Genomic DNA, 19,785 nt, shown 5'->3' with positions numbered 1-19,785 from the left:
AATCCCCTAAATGAAAGCGTTATCTATTTGTGGGAAGGATGGGTGGTACATGAAATTCCGAACAAATCCTCTGCTGCATCAAATCTTCGTTGGAATGATCATCGCCATATTACTTGCTGCCGGAATACCGGATTCGCGAGTGAGTGCGGCAGCTTCGTCCTCGAATGTAGCTGCGGGGAGAGGACCGCATGAACTAGCCGTAAACCCGATGACAAACAGGGTCTATGTCGCTAATGTCAGCAGTGACAGCGTAACTGTATTGGAAGACACCTATGGCAGTATCACTGAAGTGGCCACGATTGCCGTGGGAACAACTCCTTATGCCGTAGCGGTCAATCCGGCGACGAATAAAATTTACGTCGCTAATGTGGACAGCAATAACGTCACGGTAATTGACGGTGCGACGAACAGCACGTCCACCGTCACCGTGGGGACGAATCCTTTTGCCATAGCTGTGAATCCGGTTACAAATAAGATTTACGTGGCTAACGCTGGAAGTAACGATATTACGGTTATCAACGGGGATACACTAGGCGTAATGACTACATCAGCAGGGGAAAGCCCGTTTGCAGTGGCCGTTAACCAGGCTAGCAATAAAATCTATGTTGCTAATGTGGATAGTGACAATGTGACGGTCATTGATGGTGCGAGCAACACGACGGTTACAGTTCCGGCCGGTGCAGGACCGAATGCCTTGGCTGTTCATCCGCTAACAGGCAGCGTATATGTAGCGAACTTCTATAGCAACAATATTACGGTGATTGATGGTGCAAGTGGCACCACTTCGACCCTGCCTGCTGGCATAACCCCAAATGCAGTTGAGATTAATGAACTAACTGGAAAGATTTATGTGGTTAATGACAGTAGTAACAACGTGACAGTCATTGACGGCAGCGATCACAGCATCTCCACAGTATCTGTTGGATCAGGCCCTGATGCCCTGGCGATCAATACGGATACGAATAAGATTTATGTGGCGAATTATGATAGCAACAACGTGACTGTTATCGATGGAACAACGCTGTTGACTTCTACGGTAGCAGCGGGAACAAATCCGATTGCAGTAGCAGTCAATGCGGGGCTGAACAAAGTCTATGTAGCTAACTTCAATAGCGATGAAGTCAGTGTCATCGCGGAGGAGCCCGTAACAGATGCTGATTTGAACAGCCTTTCGGTAGATCAAGGAACGCTCAGCCCAGCTTTTGATCCAAGCATCAACAGCTATACGGTTCATGTGAGCAACGAGATTGCGAGTGTGACTGTTACGGCGGGAACCTATGATTCGGCTGCGAACATTTCAGTAACGGGAGAGGTATATGGGAATCATGCGGAGATCCCAGTGAGTTTGCAGGTAGGTGCGAATGTGCTGCCGATTGTCGTACATGCTGCAAATGAGCAGTCGAGCAAGACGTATACGGTAACCATCTATCGCGCTGGAGATACAGAGCCGAATGCTGATTTAAGTGAATTAAGCATTAGTGCGGGGAATTTGCAGCCTTCGTTTACTCCAGATATGCTTACTTACTCTGTTGAAGTTGGACATACCATTACGAGTATTAGTGTGACGGCGGTTACGTACAATCCTGCGACTACAATGAGCCTCAATGGTCAATCGTATAGTGGTGGTTTGTCTAGTCCGCTAAGCCTGCAAGTAGGAGCTAATCAGATAGTGATTGTCACTGCTGCTGAAGATGGCTTGACAAGCAAGACTTATACCTTAACTGTGAATCGGGGCGAGGCTCCAAATGAATACAGGCCACCCATTCCTACAGATACAAGCACAACGGGCACTTCGAATAACATGAAGGAAGATCTTGTTGATGTAACGGAGAGTCCAATTGGGGTAACGCTTGAAGGCGGTGCTGCAGTGGTGACTGTAACGCCAGCTGAAGGAACGAACGGAAAAGCATCGGTCACAGCCATGCTGCATGCTGACTCACTCACGAAAGCGTTTAGGATGCTGAGAGAGAAAGCACCCGAGGCGCAAACGATTATGTTTGAAATACCCGGAGCGGAGGCTATCCGTAACGTGGGCATCCCTGCCAAAGTGTTTATTATGGCTGCAAGTGAAAATTCCAATGCCCAAATTAAGTTGAAGGCGAACAATGCCAGTTACACAATACCGGTAAACTTTCCATCTTTAATCTCGTTCTTGAAGCAGCTTGGCGGCAAGCTGAAGAATGCCATTATCTACGTTACGATGGACACGATTGAAGGAGCTGCCAAGGAAAAGACGGTTGAGCAAGCGAGAGCAACTGGTATCACGATTGTTGGCGACATCATCGATTTCAATTTTACCGTAGAGGTGGATGGCAGTAAACAAGTATTCACTGACTTCGGACGTACGTATGTGAGTAGAAGTATTGTTGTCGCTGGGCCCGATACAGCAATGACAAAAGCTGTTGATCCAGCGCGGGCAACGGCAGTTAGGATCGATTCGCAAACCGGCGAACTATCTTTTGTTCCTTCTGTCTTTACAACAACGAATGGATTGACGGAAGTAAATATTTTTCGTGCTGGAAACAGCCTGTTCACGATTGCCGAGTCAAGGAAATCTTTTGCCGATCTGCAGGGTCACTGGTCGCAAACCGATGTGGAACTGCTAGCCTCCAAGTTAATTGTAAACGGGCAGACAGAAACAGGCTTTGTTCCAGAAGGTAACATTACTCGTGCTGAGTTCGTGAGTTTAATTATTCGCGCATTAGGGCTTGAGGGAGGCACCGTAACAACGCATGGTGATATCCAGACGAATATCCAGACCGATACCCCAATATTTACGGATGTCCGGGAACCGGACTGGTTTGCGGGTGCAGTTGGTGCAGCAACGAAGGCGCAAATCGTCAGCGGGTTCGAGGATGGGACCTTCCGGCCTAACGACACAATTACGAGAGAGCAGATGGCTGTGATTGTATCTAATGCACTCATGTTTGCTGATAAATCCATTGCTGTTGCAGGGAAGCTGAATCCTTTACTGGACGTTTTTGAAGACAAGGCATCGATTACCTCATGGGCAAAGGTCGCTGCAGCACAAATGCTTGAATCCGGTATCATGACAGGCATCACGGATCATCAGTTTGCCCCTCAAAAATTATCCACTCGCGCTCAAGCTGCTGTCGTCATCAAACGGCTGCTGCAGACAGCTGGATTTATGAATGTTTCCTTTTAACCATGAATTCAGAGATAGCTGCCTTATATCCAATTCACAATAACAGGAGGAATGAATCATGTTAGACGAAAAGGAACTAACAGGTGAGCAACGCCTGGCAAATGAACAAGAGTATGAACTGGAACAAGGGAAAGAGAAAAGTATTATCAGCAGAAGGAAGCTGCTCGCATCGTTAGGAATAGCCGGGGCTGCGCTTGCCTCAACGGGGCTTATTGGGGGAGCGCTTACCAAAGCTTATGCTGATCCTGTCGAGGGTCGTACGAAAGTGAAAGATTTAATGATGATGAATCTAGTGGTGTCAACGACAATAGCAGAATTAAGAGCGAACACCAATCCTGATGCCAACCTTGTCTATTTTGTTCGCGATCGCGAGCAAGAAGGGCCATTTTATTATGATGCAGCAGACTCATCCTCACCCGATAATATAGGAACTGTCCTTGTTTCAACATCTGGAGCCAGATTTAAACGATCATTTGATGGTCTGCTCAACGTTAGATGGTTTGGAGCGAAGGGGGATGGGATACATGACGATGCGGATGCGATTCAAAAAGCGATAGATCAAGCTCAAGCGATATTTATTCCGGATGGAACGTATATCATAAAAAAAACAATTCAAATTAGTAAAAGTAATACCATTATCTCAGGAGCAGGCAGGTCAACGACGACATTGAAGGCAGGGGTCGCCATTGATTACGTGTTTTTCTTGAAGCCAGCAAATGAGGCAAATAATTTTCCGCTCCAAAATATAACTATGAGCAAGTTTGCGATTCATGGAGCGAACCTGGCGAAAAATGGAATAGGCGGTTTTGCGTGTCAGAGTATGTATTCAGAGCTTTTTGTGATGCGGACACTGGAAAATGGTATATTTTTACATAAAGGATGGACAAGTTGGTTCGACAATGTTGCATGTATTTACAACGCAGGTAATGGTCTTACCCTTATTCCCGAGGCAAACGCTGTTATCATTCGAGACAGCAGCTTTATGAGTAATGAGAAAGCCGGAATTTATTACAGCAGCGGGGCAATCGTTGAGATAAAAAATTGTACAATCGAGAACAATGGCACGTATGGTATTTTAATTGAAACGACAAGTCCCACATCTGAATATGCTGGCCCGAAATACGATAAACAGCATGCTCTGAATGTAGCTATAACTGGCTGCTATTTAGAACATAACTGCCGTAATTTACCACCCACATCCGACTCAGCTGAAATTTATACCCTGTCCAATAGCTCTAATCTAAGAGTTGAAAATGTGCTTATCGAAAACTGCTATATCGCGACCCATTACAGCAGATATGCCTTTGTGCAAAACGATAGAGTACACATAGTTAGATGGAGAAACAATCATGTCAGAGGTACATTCCATAAAGTGATAAAGGTTGCGATGCAGGAAACAGTCAATGGAGGCGCAGTAGCAACGGTTTATGAAAATGTTCCCTTATCACAAATCGAAAGCGCCTACCCGATTACATCGGAAATGTTCAGCGTTACCGACTTTTCCGAAAGCGGAGCCAAACGAATGAGCGGTATTAATGTCGGTGAGCATCACAATAGCAAATCAGCGGTTGGAGATATTACTTTTGACCGCGAAAGTCTGAAATTTGGTATAGCCTCCAAAACGGATTCTGGTCGGGTTTTCAATAGTATTGCTTACTTGCATGAAGTGAAAAGAGCAGATTTATCGGCAGGACAAATATATGAGGGTAAAATCGTTTTGGATACAGAGAATGGTACCCCTTATGTATATGTGGGTGGAAGTTGGCTCGAATTGGCACATCAAACCCGCAAGGCCAGTAAAACGATTAGCGGCATCACATTTTCCATTACCAAATGGGGAAACATCATACAACTCTATGTATCAGGAACTGCTACAGCTGCCATCACACAGGATATAGCATTTACGGAATTCGATATTAAAACTGCGCAGATTATGAACCTGGCCATACTTGCGAGAGATGCATACACCATCCAGACAAAAGTAAGTTCAGCCATATATGCCAATATACCATCTGGTACAGTTATCGATAAAAATGAGTTTTCGTATATTTCTGAATAACATGCAGCCCAATTAAACACTCTTGAAAAAACATCGCCGATTCAGGCGATGTTTTTTCTATAAATTCAGCAAATGATAAATTTTTGCGAAGATGATGGTATCATCTCGCGTTAAAGCGATAAAGCTTTTTATCGATGAAACAAGCCTACATGATACATTTTGAATTTCCCGGGAAATTTTTTGGCACTAGTAAGTGTTACCTTTGCAGATTGAAGGAGGGGAAGTTGGTTGTGAATAGAGAAATAGTTATTGCTGCCAATTTGATCTTGAATATGGTGCATTAGCTTTTACTTGCTACTTCTTTTTCAAGCTCTGTGGTATAATTTTACTATCCAAAAATATACAGTTAACTCACTTATACCAACAGCCCAATAATCCAGAAAACGGTGAAAACAATGGATAATGAAAACAAAAAGGACATAGAGGATTATGCAGGTAGAATCCAGCAATTGGTACATCATTTCCAAAGCAATATACATGATCATTTAGATGAAGATTATATAAAATCAACCAAATGGTCCGATAAATTAGCTGATAATGTGGCGCAGTTTGTTGGAAGCTGGAGATTCATTAATATTTTCATCCTATTTTTGGCTGCATGGGTGATCTTAAATACGTTGGCATTTACTAAGGTTATTCATTTTGATGAACCTCCTTTTATTTTGTTAAATCTGCTCTTATCCTTTCTAGCTGGATTCCAAGCTCCAATTATTATGATGAGTCAGAATAGACAGTCAGCAAAAGACAAACAAGAAGCTATTATTGATTTTGCTATCAATTACAAAGCAGAGCAGGAGATTGATGATATGCAGGGACATTTGCACAGGCTTGAGGCAGATTTCGCTGAATTTAGGAATGAAGTGAAGGAAGAGCTGGCGGAGATTAAAAAGCTTCTGCAGGGGAAATGACAGGATTCTAAAAAGTTAGGTGGTTGGGACTTGGAGATCACACAAAATGGACCGCATTTAGGAAATGCTGAAATCATAGAAAAGCAGTCTTATGTATTGGTTGGAAAAAGGCTGCTCGCTCAAGTAGTAGATACTCTACTTCTCTATGTAATCGCTTTAATAATGGTCGCTTTTCTAGGAATTCTAATATTATTTGGTGCTGTTCCAGATCATATTACTGAATCAAGGCCATTCAATATGGTCACAAGTGTTGGTTACAGTATCGTTTATGTGTTGTATTTCTCTTATTTTGAAAGTCGTAAACAGCAAGCTACTTTTGGGAAACGTTTATTTAAATTAAGGGTAACAGATATTGAGGGGAATAGACTAAATTTTAGCCACGCACTACGAAGAAATTTTTTGAAAATCATTTCAGGACTTTCAACTTTATACATTGGTTATATTATGGTTTTATGTACAAGGAAAAAGCAAGGATTTCACGATATTATTACTAAATCTTTGGTAGTTGCTTCTCCGGTGGATTTAAATAAAAGATAGTGATGGATAATTTGATTGGCTTCTGGGCAAATGATGAAAATTATTCATTCACCAAGGGAATCAGAAAGGAAGCACAGATTTCCCTATCACCACTATCCCTTTCCTCAGAAAAAAACTCTATTGGGACTGTTGACAAAAGCCTATTTTACGAAAAATGCCTTTTAGATACCCAGTGTTTATGCGGGTTCTCAAACGTCAATTTCGTCAAAAAGGTAATCTGTCAACAGTCCCTATTGGCAGTCCTTTTGAGCGCGTGATTCACTTGGGCGATGTTTTCATCGTTAAAGTAGCAGATCCTTCCCAGCTGCGTGCTCTTCATTCCTAGCGCTGCGCCCGCTAGGAAATCCCCTCTTAATCAAGAGAAAAACCCTTGCTGGCTGTCCGTTTGAGCTTGGTGTTCGTACGATTGTAGCTAAAGAGAGGGAATGGCTGTGGGCGGAAGAGCGTTAGCGGACGCCTTTAAAGATTTGTTCCTACCTCTCATCTATACCATTCAAGGGAACAAATCTTTAACAGTGGCTGGAGCCCACAGCTATTCCCTCCCTCCATGCACCAACGTCACCGAACACACTCCTCAAAGGACGCCACAAGGCTTTTTCTCATTTTCTATTTTCGTCTGAACAGAGATCTGTATATGTTTGGTATAGGTGCCAGTGTTAGAATGCGAGTAGCTGATAAAAAGCAAGTTGAATGCTGTCGATTTCTGTCAAATGCTGCAAGGGAGCAGGTAGATTTGATGCTATTATAGGAGGTTTTGAATGCAGACACGTTCGAAACTACCAAGCATTAGTCATTTGCAGACAATCGCAGCATAAACATCAAAACGATTTGGAGGATGAGAAGTAGTGTTAAGACATTATTATGCTTGGAAGCAGAAACTTGCTGTAATTCTTGTTGTGGCATTGGTGCTGGGGAGTTTTACCAACATGGTGGCACCACGAAAAGCGGCTGCGGCAGATGCCTTGAGTTTAATCGCAAGTTATGACTTTGACAACACGGGTGGACTTGGTTTTACGGATGCTCGTGGTGGGTCTGTGCTTACAGAAGTAGAAGCCACAACTACACATGGCAACGACAATCAAAGCTTTGGTGCCACTTCCACAGGAGCAACATACTGGCAATGGGATACAGCAAAGCCGAGAGGCGGCGGGTTCACAGTTGACGTGAATTCGGATATCAGCACGAATTATTCCATTGGTGTACGTTTTTCTTATGATTCAATTTCAACTGGCTACACCAAAATCATGGATTACAAGGATAAAACAGCTGATACAGGTTTTTATTTTCTTAATGGAAAATTAAAGTTTTATAATCAAGGTGCTACAGGAAGTACAACCATTCATGATGGAGACATCGTGGATATTGTTGCGACCAGAAATTCAGCTGATAAAAAGTTTATTGCGTATGTGGTCGTTAATGGAGAACTTAAAGAAGAGATCAATGTAACGGATTCTGGCAATCAAGCTGTCCCTGCTCTTAAGGATGGCAAGCCCCGTTTTGGCTTCTTTTTTGACGACACTGCTTCAGCCGGAGCTGAGGCTGCTACGGGCGGTAAAGTGTATTCAGTCAAAGTTTGGAATGGTCCGATTTCACAGCAGCAAGTTCAGGTCGCTATGAATACGGGAGATCCAGATTTGAAACTAATGGAGCCTGTGACCAGGGAATACCGTCAAGGGGACGGAGAGGTCAGATTAGCACCTAACACTACCATTACGGGTGGAGGCACTTATTCCGATGGTAATTTAACATTTGCTATTGAAAATGGAAACGATCCAAGCAAAAAAGGAAGCACAACAAGCGAGAAGCTGTCGCTTGTACAAAGCCCGGCTGCTTTGACTGCACCAGCGGGAGCAGTATCAATCGTCGGCGACAAGGTTTACTTGGCCGATGGAACAGCTGCCAAGCAGATTGGCTCCATCAATAAAACGAAGAACGGCGTTGGCAAGGATTTGCAAATTGACTTTGCGACACCGTTGAACAATGGTGATTTCTCATCCGGCACAACCGGCTGGACGATCAATAACAAGGCCGTAACCTTGGGAGCTGCGTTAGCGCCAAAAACACAAGGCAAGACTGTTACAGTTACGGGAAGCAGCAAGCCGTATACGGTGAGCGGAACTTATACCGTTGCAGGTACGACTTACAATTATTCTTTCCCTACGGATATTAAATACAGTGGTGCATATGGGCTGAATGAAGGCCAAGAAAGAGTGGGTACTACCTCAGGCAGCTTCGTATCCGGTATTGATGCTGGTGCGCTTAAGCTTGAGTCCAAATCGATCAGTCTGAAAAGCGGATCGAACAAAAATAACGCCTATGGTTCTATCTTCGGTCCGGAGGCGATCAGCAGTCCGTTTACGGCCAAGCAAGGAGAACAGCTGGCGTTTGACTGGAAAGCGCAGGGCGGTGCGGATAACTATGAAATTTACGGCTATCTGGTAGATGTAAATGGCAACCATACCGAATTGATGTATGGCCGTGGCGGAACACAAGCCTGGACGAAGGCTTCTGGGGAAATTCCGGCTGATGGCACTTACCGCTTCCGCTTTGTAGCCGGATCTTATGACCAGTCAGGTGGATATGCACTTGGTGCAGCGTTATTTATCGACAATGTCAGGGTACTCAACAATGATGTGACGGCTGCTGTTGTAGCAGACATTGCGAAGCTCGTGACCTACGAGAATTCACCGCTGCCGAAGCCGATAAACGAGTCGAATAACTTACGGAAAATCACGGCAACTATTGTGAATGCCCAAGGTCAAACAGATAGTGACTTTATGCATGTAAAGCTGCTAGCTGATGCAATCTCCGGAGCTCCCGGTGGTGTAACTGGCGCTGCAGTATGGTTGAAAGCTGACGATGGAGCAACAGCTACAGGACAAGGACAACTGAGTGGCTGGGCGGATAAGACTGGCAACCATGTGTTTACCTTGGAAACCGCTAATAAACTTGTTGTTGATCCTGATGGCGCCAACTTCTATCCCGCTGTAGTATTTAGCGGTGGCATGCTGCAAAGCCAATATGGCGTAGCCATTAAAGAAGCCTTTGCCGTAGGCAAGCATAGCAATATGACTGGTGATGCTGCATTAGCAGCTCCAAAGAACAGTGGCACATGGAATTCACTTTTCAGAGGAAATAGCGGTGGAACCTTCTCGCAATTTATTAAGTCCAATGGACAGGTCGGGCTATCGCTTTCTAATGGGACGCTGAATTCAGATAACAGTTTGAACCTTTTATCGGCATCAGCGCCTGTAGGCAAAGCTTGGGCGAATGGCGTATTGGGAGAGCGTAAGGTACCAGGCTTCGATGATGTGGATTCCCGGCAGTTGCTGGTCGGCGCCCGCAGTGATGGCAATGCCAGAATGCAGGGACCTGTTGCTGAGTTAATCATCTATGAAAATGCGCTTGAGAACTGGGATCGTCTTAAAGTGAACAGTTACTTGGCACTGAAATATGGACTTACCTTGAAGACTGAAGATGGAAATGCAACAAATTATGCCGCTAGTGACGCCACGAATCTCACCAATGGCACACAGATGTGGACAGCTGGCAAAAATATCGGCTACGGCGATCGCATTACCGGAATTGGCCGTGACGACAATGGCTCGCTTCATCAAAAGCAATCCAAGTCTCAGGAGAACGGCGGATTGGTCGCCATTGCACTGGGAAATGACGTGAAAACGACAGCTCAGGACAATACATTCTCGGTTTCCCGCAATATGTCATTCTTCACGTTCAGTGATGATAATGCAAGTGCAGATTACAACAAACTCATTTCCACTCCACAAGCTGGTAACAATCTGAAGCTTATGGATCGTGTGTTCAAAGCAGATAAAACGAATTGGCCTAATACAGAGATTACCTTACAATTGGGTAATGGAGGACAATCCGATCTCACTTATCTCGTCATTGGCAGCGAACCTACATTTAAGAATGCTCCAGCGGCATTTATTCCGCTTGATGCAGATGGTAAAGTAACGATTAATACAGTGAATTTGGGAGATGGGGAGTACTTCTCATTCGCCCATGTGAATAGGGATGTTTTACAAGAGAAGGTTGCTGCAGTTGCAGAACTAAATCCGGCTGATTACACAGCTACCAGCTGGCTGGCTATGCAAAATGCGTTGAACAACGCGAATACTGTATTAAGCAACCCTGCTTCCACACAAGCTGAAATTGATGCAGCACTAGCTGCGCTGGAAGTGGCAAGACTTGGGCTGCTTTCGACATCCGCTACAGTCAATCCGGGAGGCGTCAGTGGCGCATCACTGTGGTTGAAGGGAGATGGCGGTGCGACTGCCGACTCGGGAGTTTTGACCGGTTGGGCTGATCAGACAGGCAAAAATGTTTTTACAGTCCATGGAACACCGGACTACAAGCAGGGCAATGCCAACTTTAATCCTGCAATTACTTTTGAGAATACAAGCAGCAATACCCAGAACCCGAACGAATACTTGAAGGGCAATACAGCGATTACTTACAAAAGCGGATATGCTGTATTTAAGCAGCGGGCTGGTACAGTCGTAGGCTCTGCACAACCGGCAAGCAATTATGGAACAGCGTTGTTCTCACAGTGGGCCGGGAAGCTTTGGACGGGTAATGGAGCGAACTCTACTTACCATGGTTTCGCCTTTAATGGGGCATCCAAGTATAACTTGGCCGGATTCGACAGCAGCAATTCCGCCTCGCCTCTGGGCCGGCTAAACGGAGCAGGACAGACCGTTCAAAAGAACAACGCATTTGGCCAAATCAACTTTACGCCAGTGATTGGCGGCACCTTTGGTGGCGGAAACTCTATGAATTGGGATCATTATAAAGGAGAAATTGCGGAAGTTATTCTATTCCCGAATAGTACGACAGCGAAGGATCAGCAAAAAGTAGAAAGCTACCTGGCGCTGAAATACGGCATGACCTTGAATAATGGCGGGACAGATTACTTAGCCAGCAATGGGATCAGCACGATGTGGACTACAGCTGCTAACCAAGGCTATGGCAAACGTATTACAGGTATTGGCCGGGATGACGGCAGTGCTCTTTTGCAGAAGCAATCCAAGTCTCAGGATGCGGGTGCATTGGTTACAATTGCACAGGGCGGCGTGATTGCCCAGTCTGTACAAGACAATACGAGTACAATTGACAGCAATTTATCCTTCCTTACATTCAGCGATAATGGAGCAAACGCGGCTTTCACTCATACAGTCTCCGAAGCTGTTTATTATGGACTGAATATGAATTCAATGGATCGTACGTTTAAGGTAGAGAAAACGAACTGGCAGGATAGTACGGTGACATTGAAGCTGGATGGCGCTGATGCTGCAAATAACTCCTTACTGGAGCAGTACTACTTGTTGGTGGGCACGGATGCCAGTTTCTCAGCTCCACAGTTCTTTGATCTAAATGCTGATGGTGAAGTAAATATCGACAGCAGTGTGCTGGCTAATGGCAGCTACTTTACATTTGCTAAGACGCACAAGGATGTGCTTAAGGCCAAAACAGGCTCAATAGCTTCCTTGAATAATAATGATGGCAGGTACACAACAGCGACATGGAATGCATTGCAAGATGCATTAAACGCAGCGCAGTCGGTATTAAATAATCCGCAGGCTACCCAATACCAAATTGATGATGCTCTGGATTATCTGTTGACTGCATGGGGAGAGCTGGATTCTACCAAGCCTCCACTTAAGAACAAAATTGATGATATCGCAGCAAAAACAGCACCTGGAACAGGAAATCTCAATGAACCTGATTATACCGCACGCAGCTGGAGTGTTCTGGCGGCGACATACGGGGTAGCTCAGGCTGTATATGGCGATATTCCGCAAAATCCAGCTGTCACTTATGGTGCAGCATTGTCCGCATTGGAACTTGCAGAGCTGGGTCTGATAGATTTACGTCCGTTAAAAGCTGAGAGAACATTGGCTGATAACACTCTAACAGCGGCTAATGCGGCCTCAACACCAGGACCGTACACGGCTGCAAGCTGGCAGACTTTACAGGATGCATTAGCAAAAGCGAATACAGTATTGGCGAATGCTACTAATCCTAATATAGAAGTGACCCAAGCAGAAGTAGATGCTGCTAAGGCAGCTGTGGCTGCTGCAAGAGCAGGCTTGCAATTTATCGATAAGGCGCCTCTGCAGGAAGCAAAAAACCGCATTTTGGCAGAAGGTTTAGTAGAACGAAATTTCACTCCAGCTAGCTGGGCAGCACTGCAAACTGCATTAACAAATGCGACTGCAGTACTGGCTGATCCGAATGCGACAGAAGCACAGGTAAGTGCAGCATTGGATGCGTTGATTGCGGCAAGAGACGCTCTTATTGCAGTAAGTAACGGTGGCGATGGTGGAAATGTAAACCCAGGTCCGGGTTCGGGTATCGGCAGCGGAGGAGCGGAAGCTTCTACCAAGAAGGAAAAGATTACAGTTGATATCGAAAGCGGTGGGGATAAGCCTGCTGCTGTTACGAAACTGGACATTGAACGCACCACTTATAGCGATGGCCGAATCATCGATCACGCGATCTTGAACAAAGAAAAAGCGCAGGAAGCTGCAGATAAAGCTATACAGAACGGCGAACATCTGGCCCGTATCGTAATTCCGGATCCAGCCGACAAAGTAAGTGAAGTAAAAGTTGATGTGCCTCAGGATGCACTGGCTGTCCTGCAGAAAAATGCGATTGACTGGGAGCTGAGCACAGCGAATGCAAGCATCCGTGTACCTGCGGAATCGCTTAAAGGATTAACTGAATCCTTCTACTTCCGCCTTGTGCCAGTCAAAAATGGTGATGAGCGCAAGAAAGTGGAAGAAAGAGCGCAGCAGGACGCTAAAGTTCGTCAATTCGCAGGCAAAGATAAAATCGAAGCGGTGGCTCGTCCACTAACAGTAGACACGAACTTAACGAATCGAAGTGCAATTTTGACTCTGCCATTAAAAGATGTGAAATTGCCAAGCGATCCTCAAGAACGTGAAGCGTTCCTGAAAAATCTGGCGGTATTCGTCGAGCATGGCGATGGAAACAACGAAGTCGTCACTGGGAAAGTGGTTACTTTAGCTGACAATACCCTTGGACTGCAAATAGAAGTAGACAAGTTCAGCAAGCTCAGCACCTTCACGATTATACACAAGGTGAAAGAAGCTCAAACCCACATCCATTACATTAATGGCTATCCGGATGGTCTGATCCGTCCTGATGGAAGTGCAAGTCGTGCAGAAATAGCTACCATGCTGATCAATCTTGGAGCGGCCAAAGATGCAACGGCCAAAGACGGCTTCACTGATGTGAAGGATAACCATTGGGCAGCGCAAGCGATCAAACTGGCGAAAGCTGCTGGCTTGATGAGCGGCTATCCAGATGGAAATTTCCAGCCGGGCGGCACCATTACCCGTGCTGAAATGTCAGCTATTGTTTTCAATTACTTGGCGTTAAGCAAGACGAATCATGCAAGCTTCACTGATGTGGGTACTGGACACTGGGCGAGCCAGATGATTGCAGCCGTACAAGCGGCAGGACTAATATCAGGTTATCCAGACGGAACATTCCAGCCGGAAAAAGAAATAACCCGTGCGGAAGTCGTAACGATTCTGAATCGTTTGTTCCACAGAGGACCGCTCTACAATATAACAGCACCAAGCTGGCCGGATCTGAATGAGAAGCATTGGGCTTTCCATGAGATGGAGGAAGCATCACGGGACCACAGCTCTACGGTTCGTGAAGAAGGTGGAGAAGCGTTAGTATCTCATTAATAACAGCAAGAAGGTGACTAACTGCCTGCCCTGTGTTTTATCATAGGGTGGGTAGTTTTTTGTTGTATTTAAATAGTAATATTTACTAATAATAACAGTGATGAAGTGAAAAATCGTTTTATCCATCGTGTTAAATGTGAAGAGGAGAACCACCTCTATATGGAAAGAGCCATATGGAAATAGCTATATGGAAAATAGAGGTGTTCTCCTCTTACTTAAACAAGCGGACGCTATTGCGGCCTTCTTTCTTGGCCTCATACAAGGCTGCGTCAGCATCCCTAAGCAACGATTCGAGCGTATCGCTGTCTTCTTTGGATTGGGCAATGCCGAAGCTGGATGTCACTGTGATGGGTCCATGCCGTGTAATCAAGGGAGTGTTTTCCAGCTTTGTGCGGATAATCTCTGCAAACTTTCCTGCTTCATTTAGCGTGGTAGAGGGTAGGGCAAGGACAAATTCTTCACCGCCGTAGCGGGCGAACAAAATGTCAGGTGTAATAACCTGTTGACAAATAGATACCACATGAATGATCACCTGATCTCCGGTTTCGTGACCATAGGTATCGTTGACGCTCTTAAAATGATCAATATCGAACAAAATAAATGAGACAAGGTCATTCCGGAGATGGGCTTCTTGTAACAGCTCTTTGCTACGATGAATGAATTGGGTCCTGTTATAAATCTTGGTAAGTCCATCGTAATAGGCTAGCTCCTTCAGTTGATCCTGGAGCTGTTTTTGCTCCGTCACATCAATTAGCATAAGGAGGCTACCAGCTGGCTCGCCGCTTCTGCTCTTTACAAGGGAGGAACGGATCTGATAGTAAGCTGCTGCGCCGTCTGCAGTCCCAATCATTTCTTCATGTGTTCCGTCTAAGCGTTCAATTACAGGAAAAGGCGATCCTATAAGCTGCTTCCATACTTCGTCCAGCTTCTTGCCGATCATCCTGATATCCAGGCCAGGAAGCATCCTGCTTACCGCTCCATTGAAATCGATAAGCCGATCCGCTGAATCGAGGACGATAACGCCTTCCCTCATGCTTTCAAATATACTTTCCTTGGCGATAGGCACAATAGTCAGCATTCGTGTCGTTACAATCGCCCAAACATACATCGTGGAGGTAATACTCATGACGAAAGGAACCGGATCTATTCCACCTGGGGTCAAACCCACCAAATAAATAAAAGCCGAAATCATGGGAAGAAATTGCCCACAGATGAGCGTTATCAATTGTTTGCGGTAGGCTCTCTTGGTCTTCTTCCATTGTCTGGACAGCAGGACTACGCCTGCCAGCAAACAACTGAACGTGAAAGCACCGTGAACAATGTACCATTCTCCGATGACCATTTCGGTTAAGGGCAGCTCCGTGTTTTCCCTTAATGCCATGGACTTATAGAACAGATGATGGAATTCATTCGTGGACACCATAATCATCGTAATCGTGGGGATGACGAAGAGGAGGGTGGAAACCGTCCGTGAAACCGGCTTATCGATATATCGCAGGATGACCTTCAACCCCAGTACAGGAGCGAACGAGATGCCAATATATTCTATAACGGTCCATCTTTTGATTTCTTCAAGCGAGTCGCTTGAAAGCTCGAAGGCAAAAGCAAAAATATAAGTGACCTGCGCCGCAATATAGATAATAAAAGTGCGGGCCCCTGATATTTCCTTTCTTCGGAAATAAGCATAAAAGCCGAGAAAAATGCTGAGAACACCTGATACTGCGACAAGAGAAATATACATGGTAGTCTGTGATCCCATAATCTTCGGTCTCCAATGTCATAGATGATTGTTTACTACACATTGATGGTAACATATTGAGCGCTTAAACTGTAGATAGCTTTCAAAAGCTTAAGATAGTTTAAGTTCTAGTTTAAGTTCAAGCTTAAGTTCTCTGATTAGCTAGTTCCCGGTATAGTCCATTTTTCGCTGCTAACTCTCCGTAATGCCCTTCCTCGACGATACAGCCTTCTCTTAATACATATATGCGATGGGAATGTTTGGTTACAGCCATTCTATGCGTAATGAAAATCAATGTGGTTTGTGGCAAGCGGTCTATTAATTTGTCTAATAGTCTTTGTTCCGTATTGGTATCCAAGGCGGAGGTGCACTCGTCCAAAATAAGCAGGGAGGGCCTGCGAATCAGTGCTCTGGCAATACTGATTCTTTGTCTTTCTCCACCAGAAATAGACAGCCCATGTTCGCCTACCTCGGTCAGCAGGCCGTTAGGAAGGCTAGCTGCCCACACATCTAATTCAGCACAAGTTAAAGCCTGCTTAAGTGCTTCGGGATCAACATCTGAACATCCAAATGTAAGGTTGTCAAGCAAAGTACCACTTCGTAAAACGATATCCTGCGTTACACACAGGATGTGCCGGCGAATCCAGGACTCATCAAGCTGTTCCATTGGAATGCCGTTGATATAAATACTTCCAGAGGTAGGTGCTTGAAGCCTGAGCAGGATATCAGCGAGGGTTGATTTACCACTCCCGCGAGGTCCTACTAATGAAATGGCGGATCCTGCGGTGAGCTGCAAGCTAATCTGATTCAGGATTGCTTTTTCCTCATAATGAAAGGAGACCTTATCCAAAACCAAGGTGTTCAAACCACCCTTTGGCTCTACTCCTGTGATGGATTTGGCAGGATAAGCAATCTCTGCCACCCTTTCTATGGAAGGACTGGTTCTTTTAGCGGTCAAATACATCCCGTATAACGCAATGCCAAATGGCCTCAACCAAGTATAAACAGCAATAAATGAAACCAATGAACCTATGGTCATGCTTCCATCTGTAACCAGGCGTCCACCCAAATAATACATAAAAGCGAGAAAGCAGGACTGGAGCAAGACATCAGTAATTTGCACAACATTATCCGCAAGCAGCCCGCGTCGTGTAATGCTCCATTCCCGATGGAAGCAGTTCTTCATCGTTTCCAGTGCTTTGGCTTCCTGACCGGATAAAGTAATCCACTCAGCGCCGTACAGCATTTCTCTTGCTGTCTCTGTTACATCGGAGGTTTGCTGTTGCAGCTCTGCCGCTTTTTGCTTTACTCTACCTCCGAGTCTAGAGATGATAATTGCATGTAATACCCATAAAGCAATCATGGCAGCACCTAATTGGATATGAAGAAACAGCAGGACTATGGCTCCAATTACAATAGTAATGAAGAGAAAAAGCATGAAAAATATAGTGCCGTCAAATAACTGGTTAATCGTCCGTGTATCATCTAAAACTCGGGTAATCAAGTCGCCCATTCTTTTTTTCTGAAGCCATGCCAAGGATTGATGCTGTATGCCGTTATATAAGTCAGCCTGCCCCCGTCCGTACAAGCTGTATAGGAATCTGGTAGTATAAGTTTCTACCACTATCATTGCGCTGCCTATTATCGGAACAAGCATGATACACACGGCAACAATTAAGAGAAGATTCCAATTCTTCTGGGGCAGCACCCATTCGAGTATATATTTGGTCATTACGGGAGGCACCATAAAAATTACACTTCGAATAAGCACATTACAAATATTCAAAAGAATTTTTCCTCTATGAGGATAAAGTAATTGCTTTGCGTAAGAAAAAATGGCTTCTCTACTATAGGATTGCATCAACCATTGAAGCCTCCTCGTCAATCTCCTTCGCACCTGAAATCTCGTTATTCCATAATCTTGCATATAAGCTGTATGGGGCAGCTAGCAGTTGTTCATGAGTTCCCTGCTCAACAATTTCTCCGTGTTCCAGGACGAGAATGTGATCCGCATGCTTAGCACCAATAAGCCTATGCGTGACCGTAATTCTTGTTATATGGCTTGAATAGTCATTAAGTGCTTTATAAACTAGTGATTCACTGATATTATCAAGCGCCGCGGTAGCTTCGTCGAGAAGCAGTAAATCAGGCTGCTTTACCATAGTACGGACCAAGCCGATTAATTGCCGCTGCCCTCCAGAAAGCTGACTGCCTTTATCACCAATTACCGACTCATATCCATGAGGAAGCATAGTGACAATATCCTCGGCCCCAAGTGCCTGCATCCACATATCAAGGACAGAAAGGTCAACTTGGTCAACTTGTTTAAAATAAGTAAGATTGTACAAGAGGGTATTGCTAAACAAAAATCCTTCCTGTGTCATATAGCCAATCCGGCTGCGCAAATGGGTTGCATCTAAATCTGCCAGGGAATATGGACCTATGGATATATTTCCTCCTGTAGGCTCCAGTTGTCTGGTTAGAATCTTAAGCAGAGTGCTTTTTCCAGATCCGCTAGGACCAACTATCGCCACATGCTTTCCAGGATCGATGCGAAAGGTGACATTCTTTAATATGTCGCCTCTTTCTCCCGTGACACATACACGTTCTAAGGTGATTGGCAGCGATCTGAGATGGGACGGTTTATGTAATCCTTCAATGTTTCCGGGCTCTACTGGCAGGTTTAAGTAGGCAAGCACTCCATTCAGACGTACTCGGATGTCTGCTAATGTGACGTAAAGAGCGAAGAAAGAACGTACTGGAGAATTGATTGCTGGAATAAATGCAATAACGGTCATAAGCTCCCCGATAGTTGCACGTCCATGCACAACCTGCCATCCTATAAACAAAAATACCAATGCTGGAGCCAGGGCATCAGGGATACGCGGCAAGCCTTTATACAAACCTGTAAGGATGTCGTGTTGAAAGGCTAGGTCAGCAGCAATCTCCTGATTGTGCCGGAACTTTTCATACTCATGTTTTTCAATACCGAATATTTTAATTTGCCTGATGGATTCCAGCTTTTCAAGTAAGCTATGCCTCAGCTTTGCATCCTGTTTGCTTTGCTTTTGTCTTGCTCCTCCTCTTTTTTTACCGATAAAATGAACAGGGATAAATAAAGCAATGTAACAGCCAGCCACCATAATGGCTACGGGCCAATATATTCCGCTAATCACAACGATTGCAACACTGGCTAAAACCAGATCCTGTATAAATCCAGGAATGGTAAACAAGCCGAACTGCTGGATGACTCTCGTGTCCTGGATGCATCGCTGGAGCAGCTCACCTCTTGGCGTTTTGGTGAAAAAATCGATTTTCGTGCGAAATACCGAAGCAAGGGAATCTTGAGCCAGCTCATAAGTTAAACGAACCATCACCTTGTTCGAAATATATTTTCGCAAAACTACTAAAAATTCCGCAGCAAACAAGATAGCCAACAAAAGAAAAGAAAGCTGCCATAAACGAATATCTTGACCGGAAACTACACCGTCTATTATTTTACCTATCAGAATGGGGGAGACGGCACTACATACAACAACAGCTGTCGTTAAAAGAAGAACAAGACCAAAGGCCCCTTTATATCGCATCATTTGCCTAATAAAAAAGACATGCCAATCTGGATACTTCACTAG

The 19,785-nt window shown here is 44.9% G+C and carries 8 protein-coding genes; 5 read left to right on the top strand and 3 right to left on the bottom strand.

All coding sequences use genetic code 11. The features are described 5' to 3' along the window. Positions 1-49 precede the first annotated feature (49 nt). The 5 genes from J2Z66_RS01845 (at position 50) to J2Z66_RS43725 (ending at position 14,415) form a co-directional block, all read left to right on the top strand. Entirely contained in the window at positions 50-3,166 is a 3,117-nt protein-coding gene (locus tag J2Z66_RS01845) for a cadherin-like beta sandwich domain-containing protein (protein ID WP_209969198.1), read from the top strand. A 58-nt stretch (positions 3,167-3,224) separates the two neighbouring features. Beyond that, positions 3,225-5,225 carry a glycosyl hydrolase family 28-related protein gene (locus J2Z66_RS01840; protein ID WP_209969195.1) on the top strand — a complete coding sequence of 667 codons (2,001 nt, stop codon included), beginning with the start codon at positions 3,225-3,227 and terminating at the stop codon, positions 5,223-5,225. 395 nt (positions 5,226-5,620) lie between these two features. Further along, entirely contained in the window at positions 5,621-6,133 is a 513-nt protein-coding gene (locus J2Z66_RS01835; protein ID WP_209969191.1) for a DUF1003 domain-containing protein, read from the top strand. A 30-nt stretch (positions 6,134-6,163) separates the two neighbouring features. Then, on the top strand, positions 6,164-6,670 hold the full coding sequence (locus J2Z66_RS01830; RefSeq protein WP_209969188.1) for an RDD family protein: 507 nt from the start codon (positions 6,164-6,166) through the stop codon (positions 6,668-6,670). An 845-nt stretch (positions 6,671-7,515) separates the two neighbouring features. Beyond that, positions 7,516-14,415 carry a DUF8202 domain-containing protein gene (locus J2Z66_RS43725; protein ID WP_209969185.1) on the top strand — a complete coding sequence of 2,300 codons (6,900 nt, stop codon included), beginning with the start codon at positions 7,516-7,518 and terminating at the stop codon, positions 14,413-14,415. 211 nt (positions 14,416-14,626) lie between these two features. Here J2Z66_RS43725 and J2Z66_RS01820 read toward each other — a convergent pair whose 3' ends face one another. From J2Z66_RS01820 to J2Z66_RS01810, 3 genes are all read right to left on the bottom strand, one after another. After that, positions 14,627-16,174 (bottom strand): histidine kinase N-terminal 7TM domain-containing diguanylate cyclase, encoded by a 1,548-nt coding sequence (locus J2Z66_RS01820; RefSeq protein WP_209969183.1) that lies wholly within the window; start codon positions 16,172-16,174, stop codon positions 14,627-14,629. Positions 16,175-16,298: 124 nt separating this feature from the next. Continuing rightward, a complete protein-coding gene (locus tag J2Z66_RS01815; RefSeq protein WP_281068781.1) occupies positions 16,299-18,014 on the bottom strand; it encodes an ABC transporter ATP-binding protein in 1,716 nt (571 codons plus the stop codon). Further along, positions 18,001-19,782: an ABC transporter ATP-binding protein gene (locus J2Z66_RS01810; protein WP_209969176.1), complete on the bottom strand. Its 1,782-nt coding sequence runs from the start codon at positions 19,780-19,782 to the stop codon at positions 18,001-18,003. The genes J2Z66_RS01815 and J2Z66_RS01810 overlap by 14 nt, the downstream gene beginning before the upstream one ends. Between the last annotated feature and the right edge of the window lie 3 nt (positions 19,783-19,785).

The sequence above is a fragment of the Paenibacillus eucommiae genome (assembly GCF_017874215.1).
GTDB lineage: Bacteria > Bacillota > Bacilli > Paenibacillales > NBRC-103111 > Paenibacillus_AI > Paenibacillus_AI eucommiae.
This window is presented reverse-complemented; position numbering and strand designations above follow the sequence as displayed.

Coding starts and splice junctions, on each gene's coding strand:
- J2Z66_RS01845 (WP_209969198.1), top strand. CDS start 50: ATGAAATTCCGAACAAATCCTCTGCTGCATCAAATCTTCGTTGGAATG.
- J2Z66_RS01840 (WP_209969195.1), top strand. CDS start 3,225: ATGTTAGACGAAAAGGAACTAACAGGTGAGCAACGCCTGGCAAATGAA.
- J2Z66_RS01835 (WP_209969191.1), top strand. CDS start 5,621: ATGGATAATGAAAACAAAAAGGACATAGAGGATTATGCAGGTAGAATC.
- J2Z66_RS01820 (WP_209969183.1), bottom strand. CDS start 16,174: ATGGGATCACAGACTACCATGTATATTTCTCTTGTCGCAGTATCAGGT.
- J2Z66_RS01815 (WP_281068781.1), bottom strand. CDS start 18,014: ATGCAATCCTATAGTAGAGAAGCCATTTTTTCTTACGCAAAGCAATTA.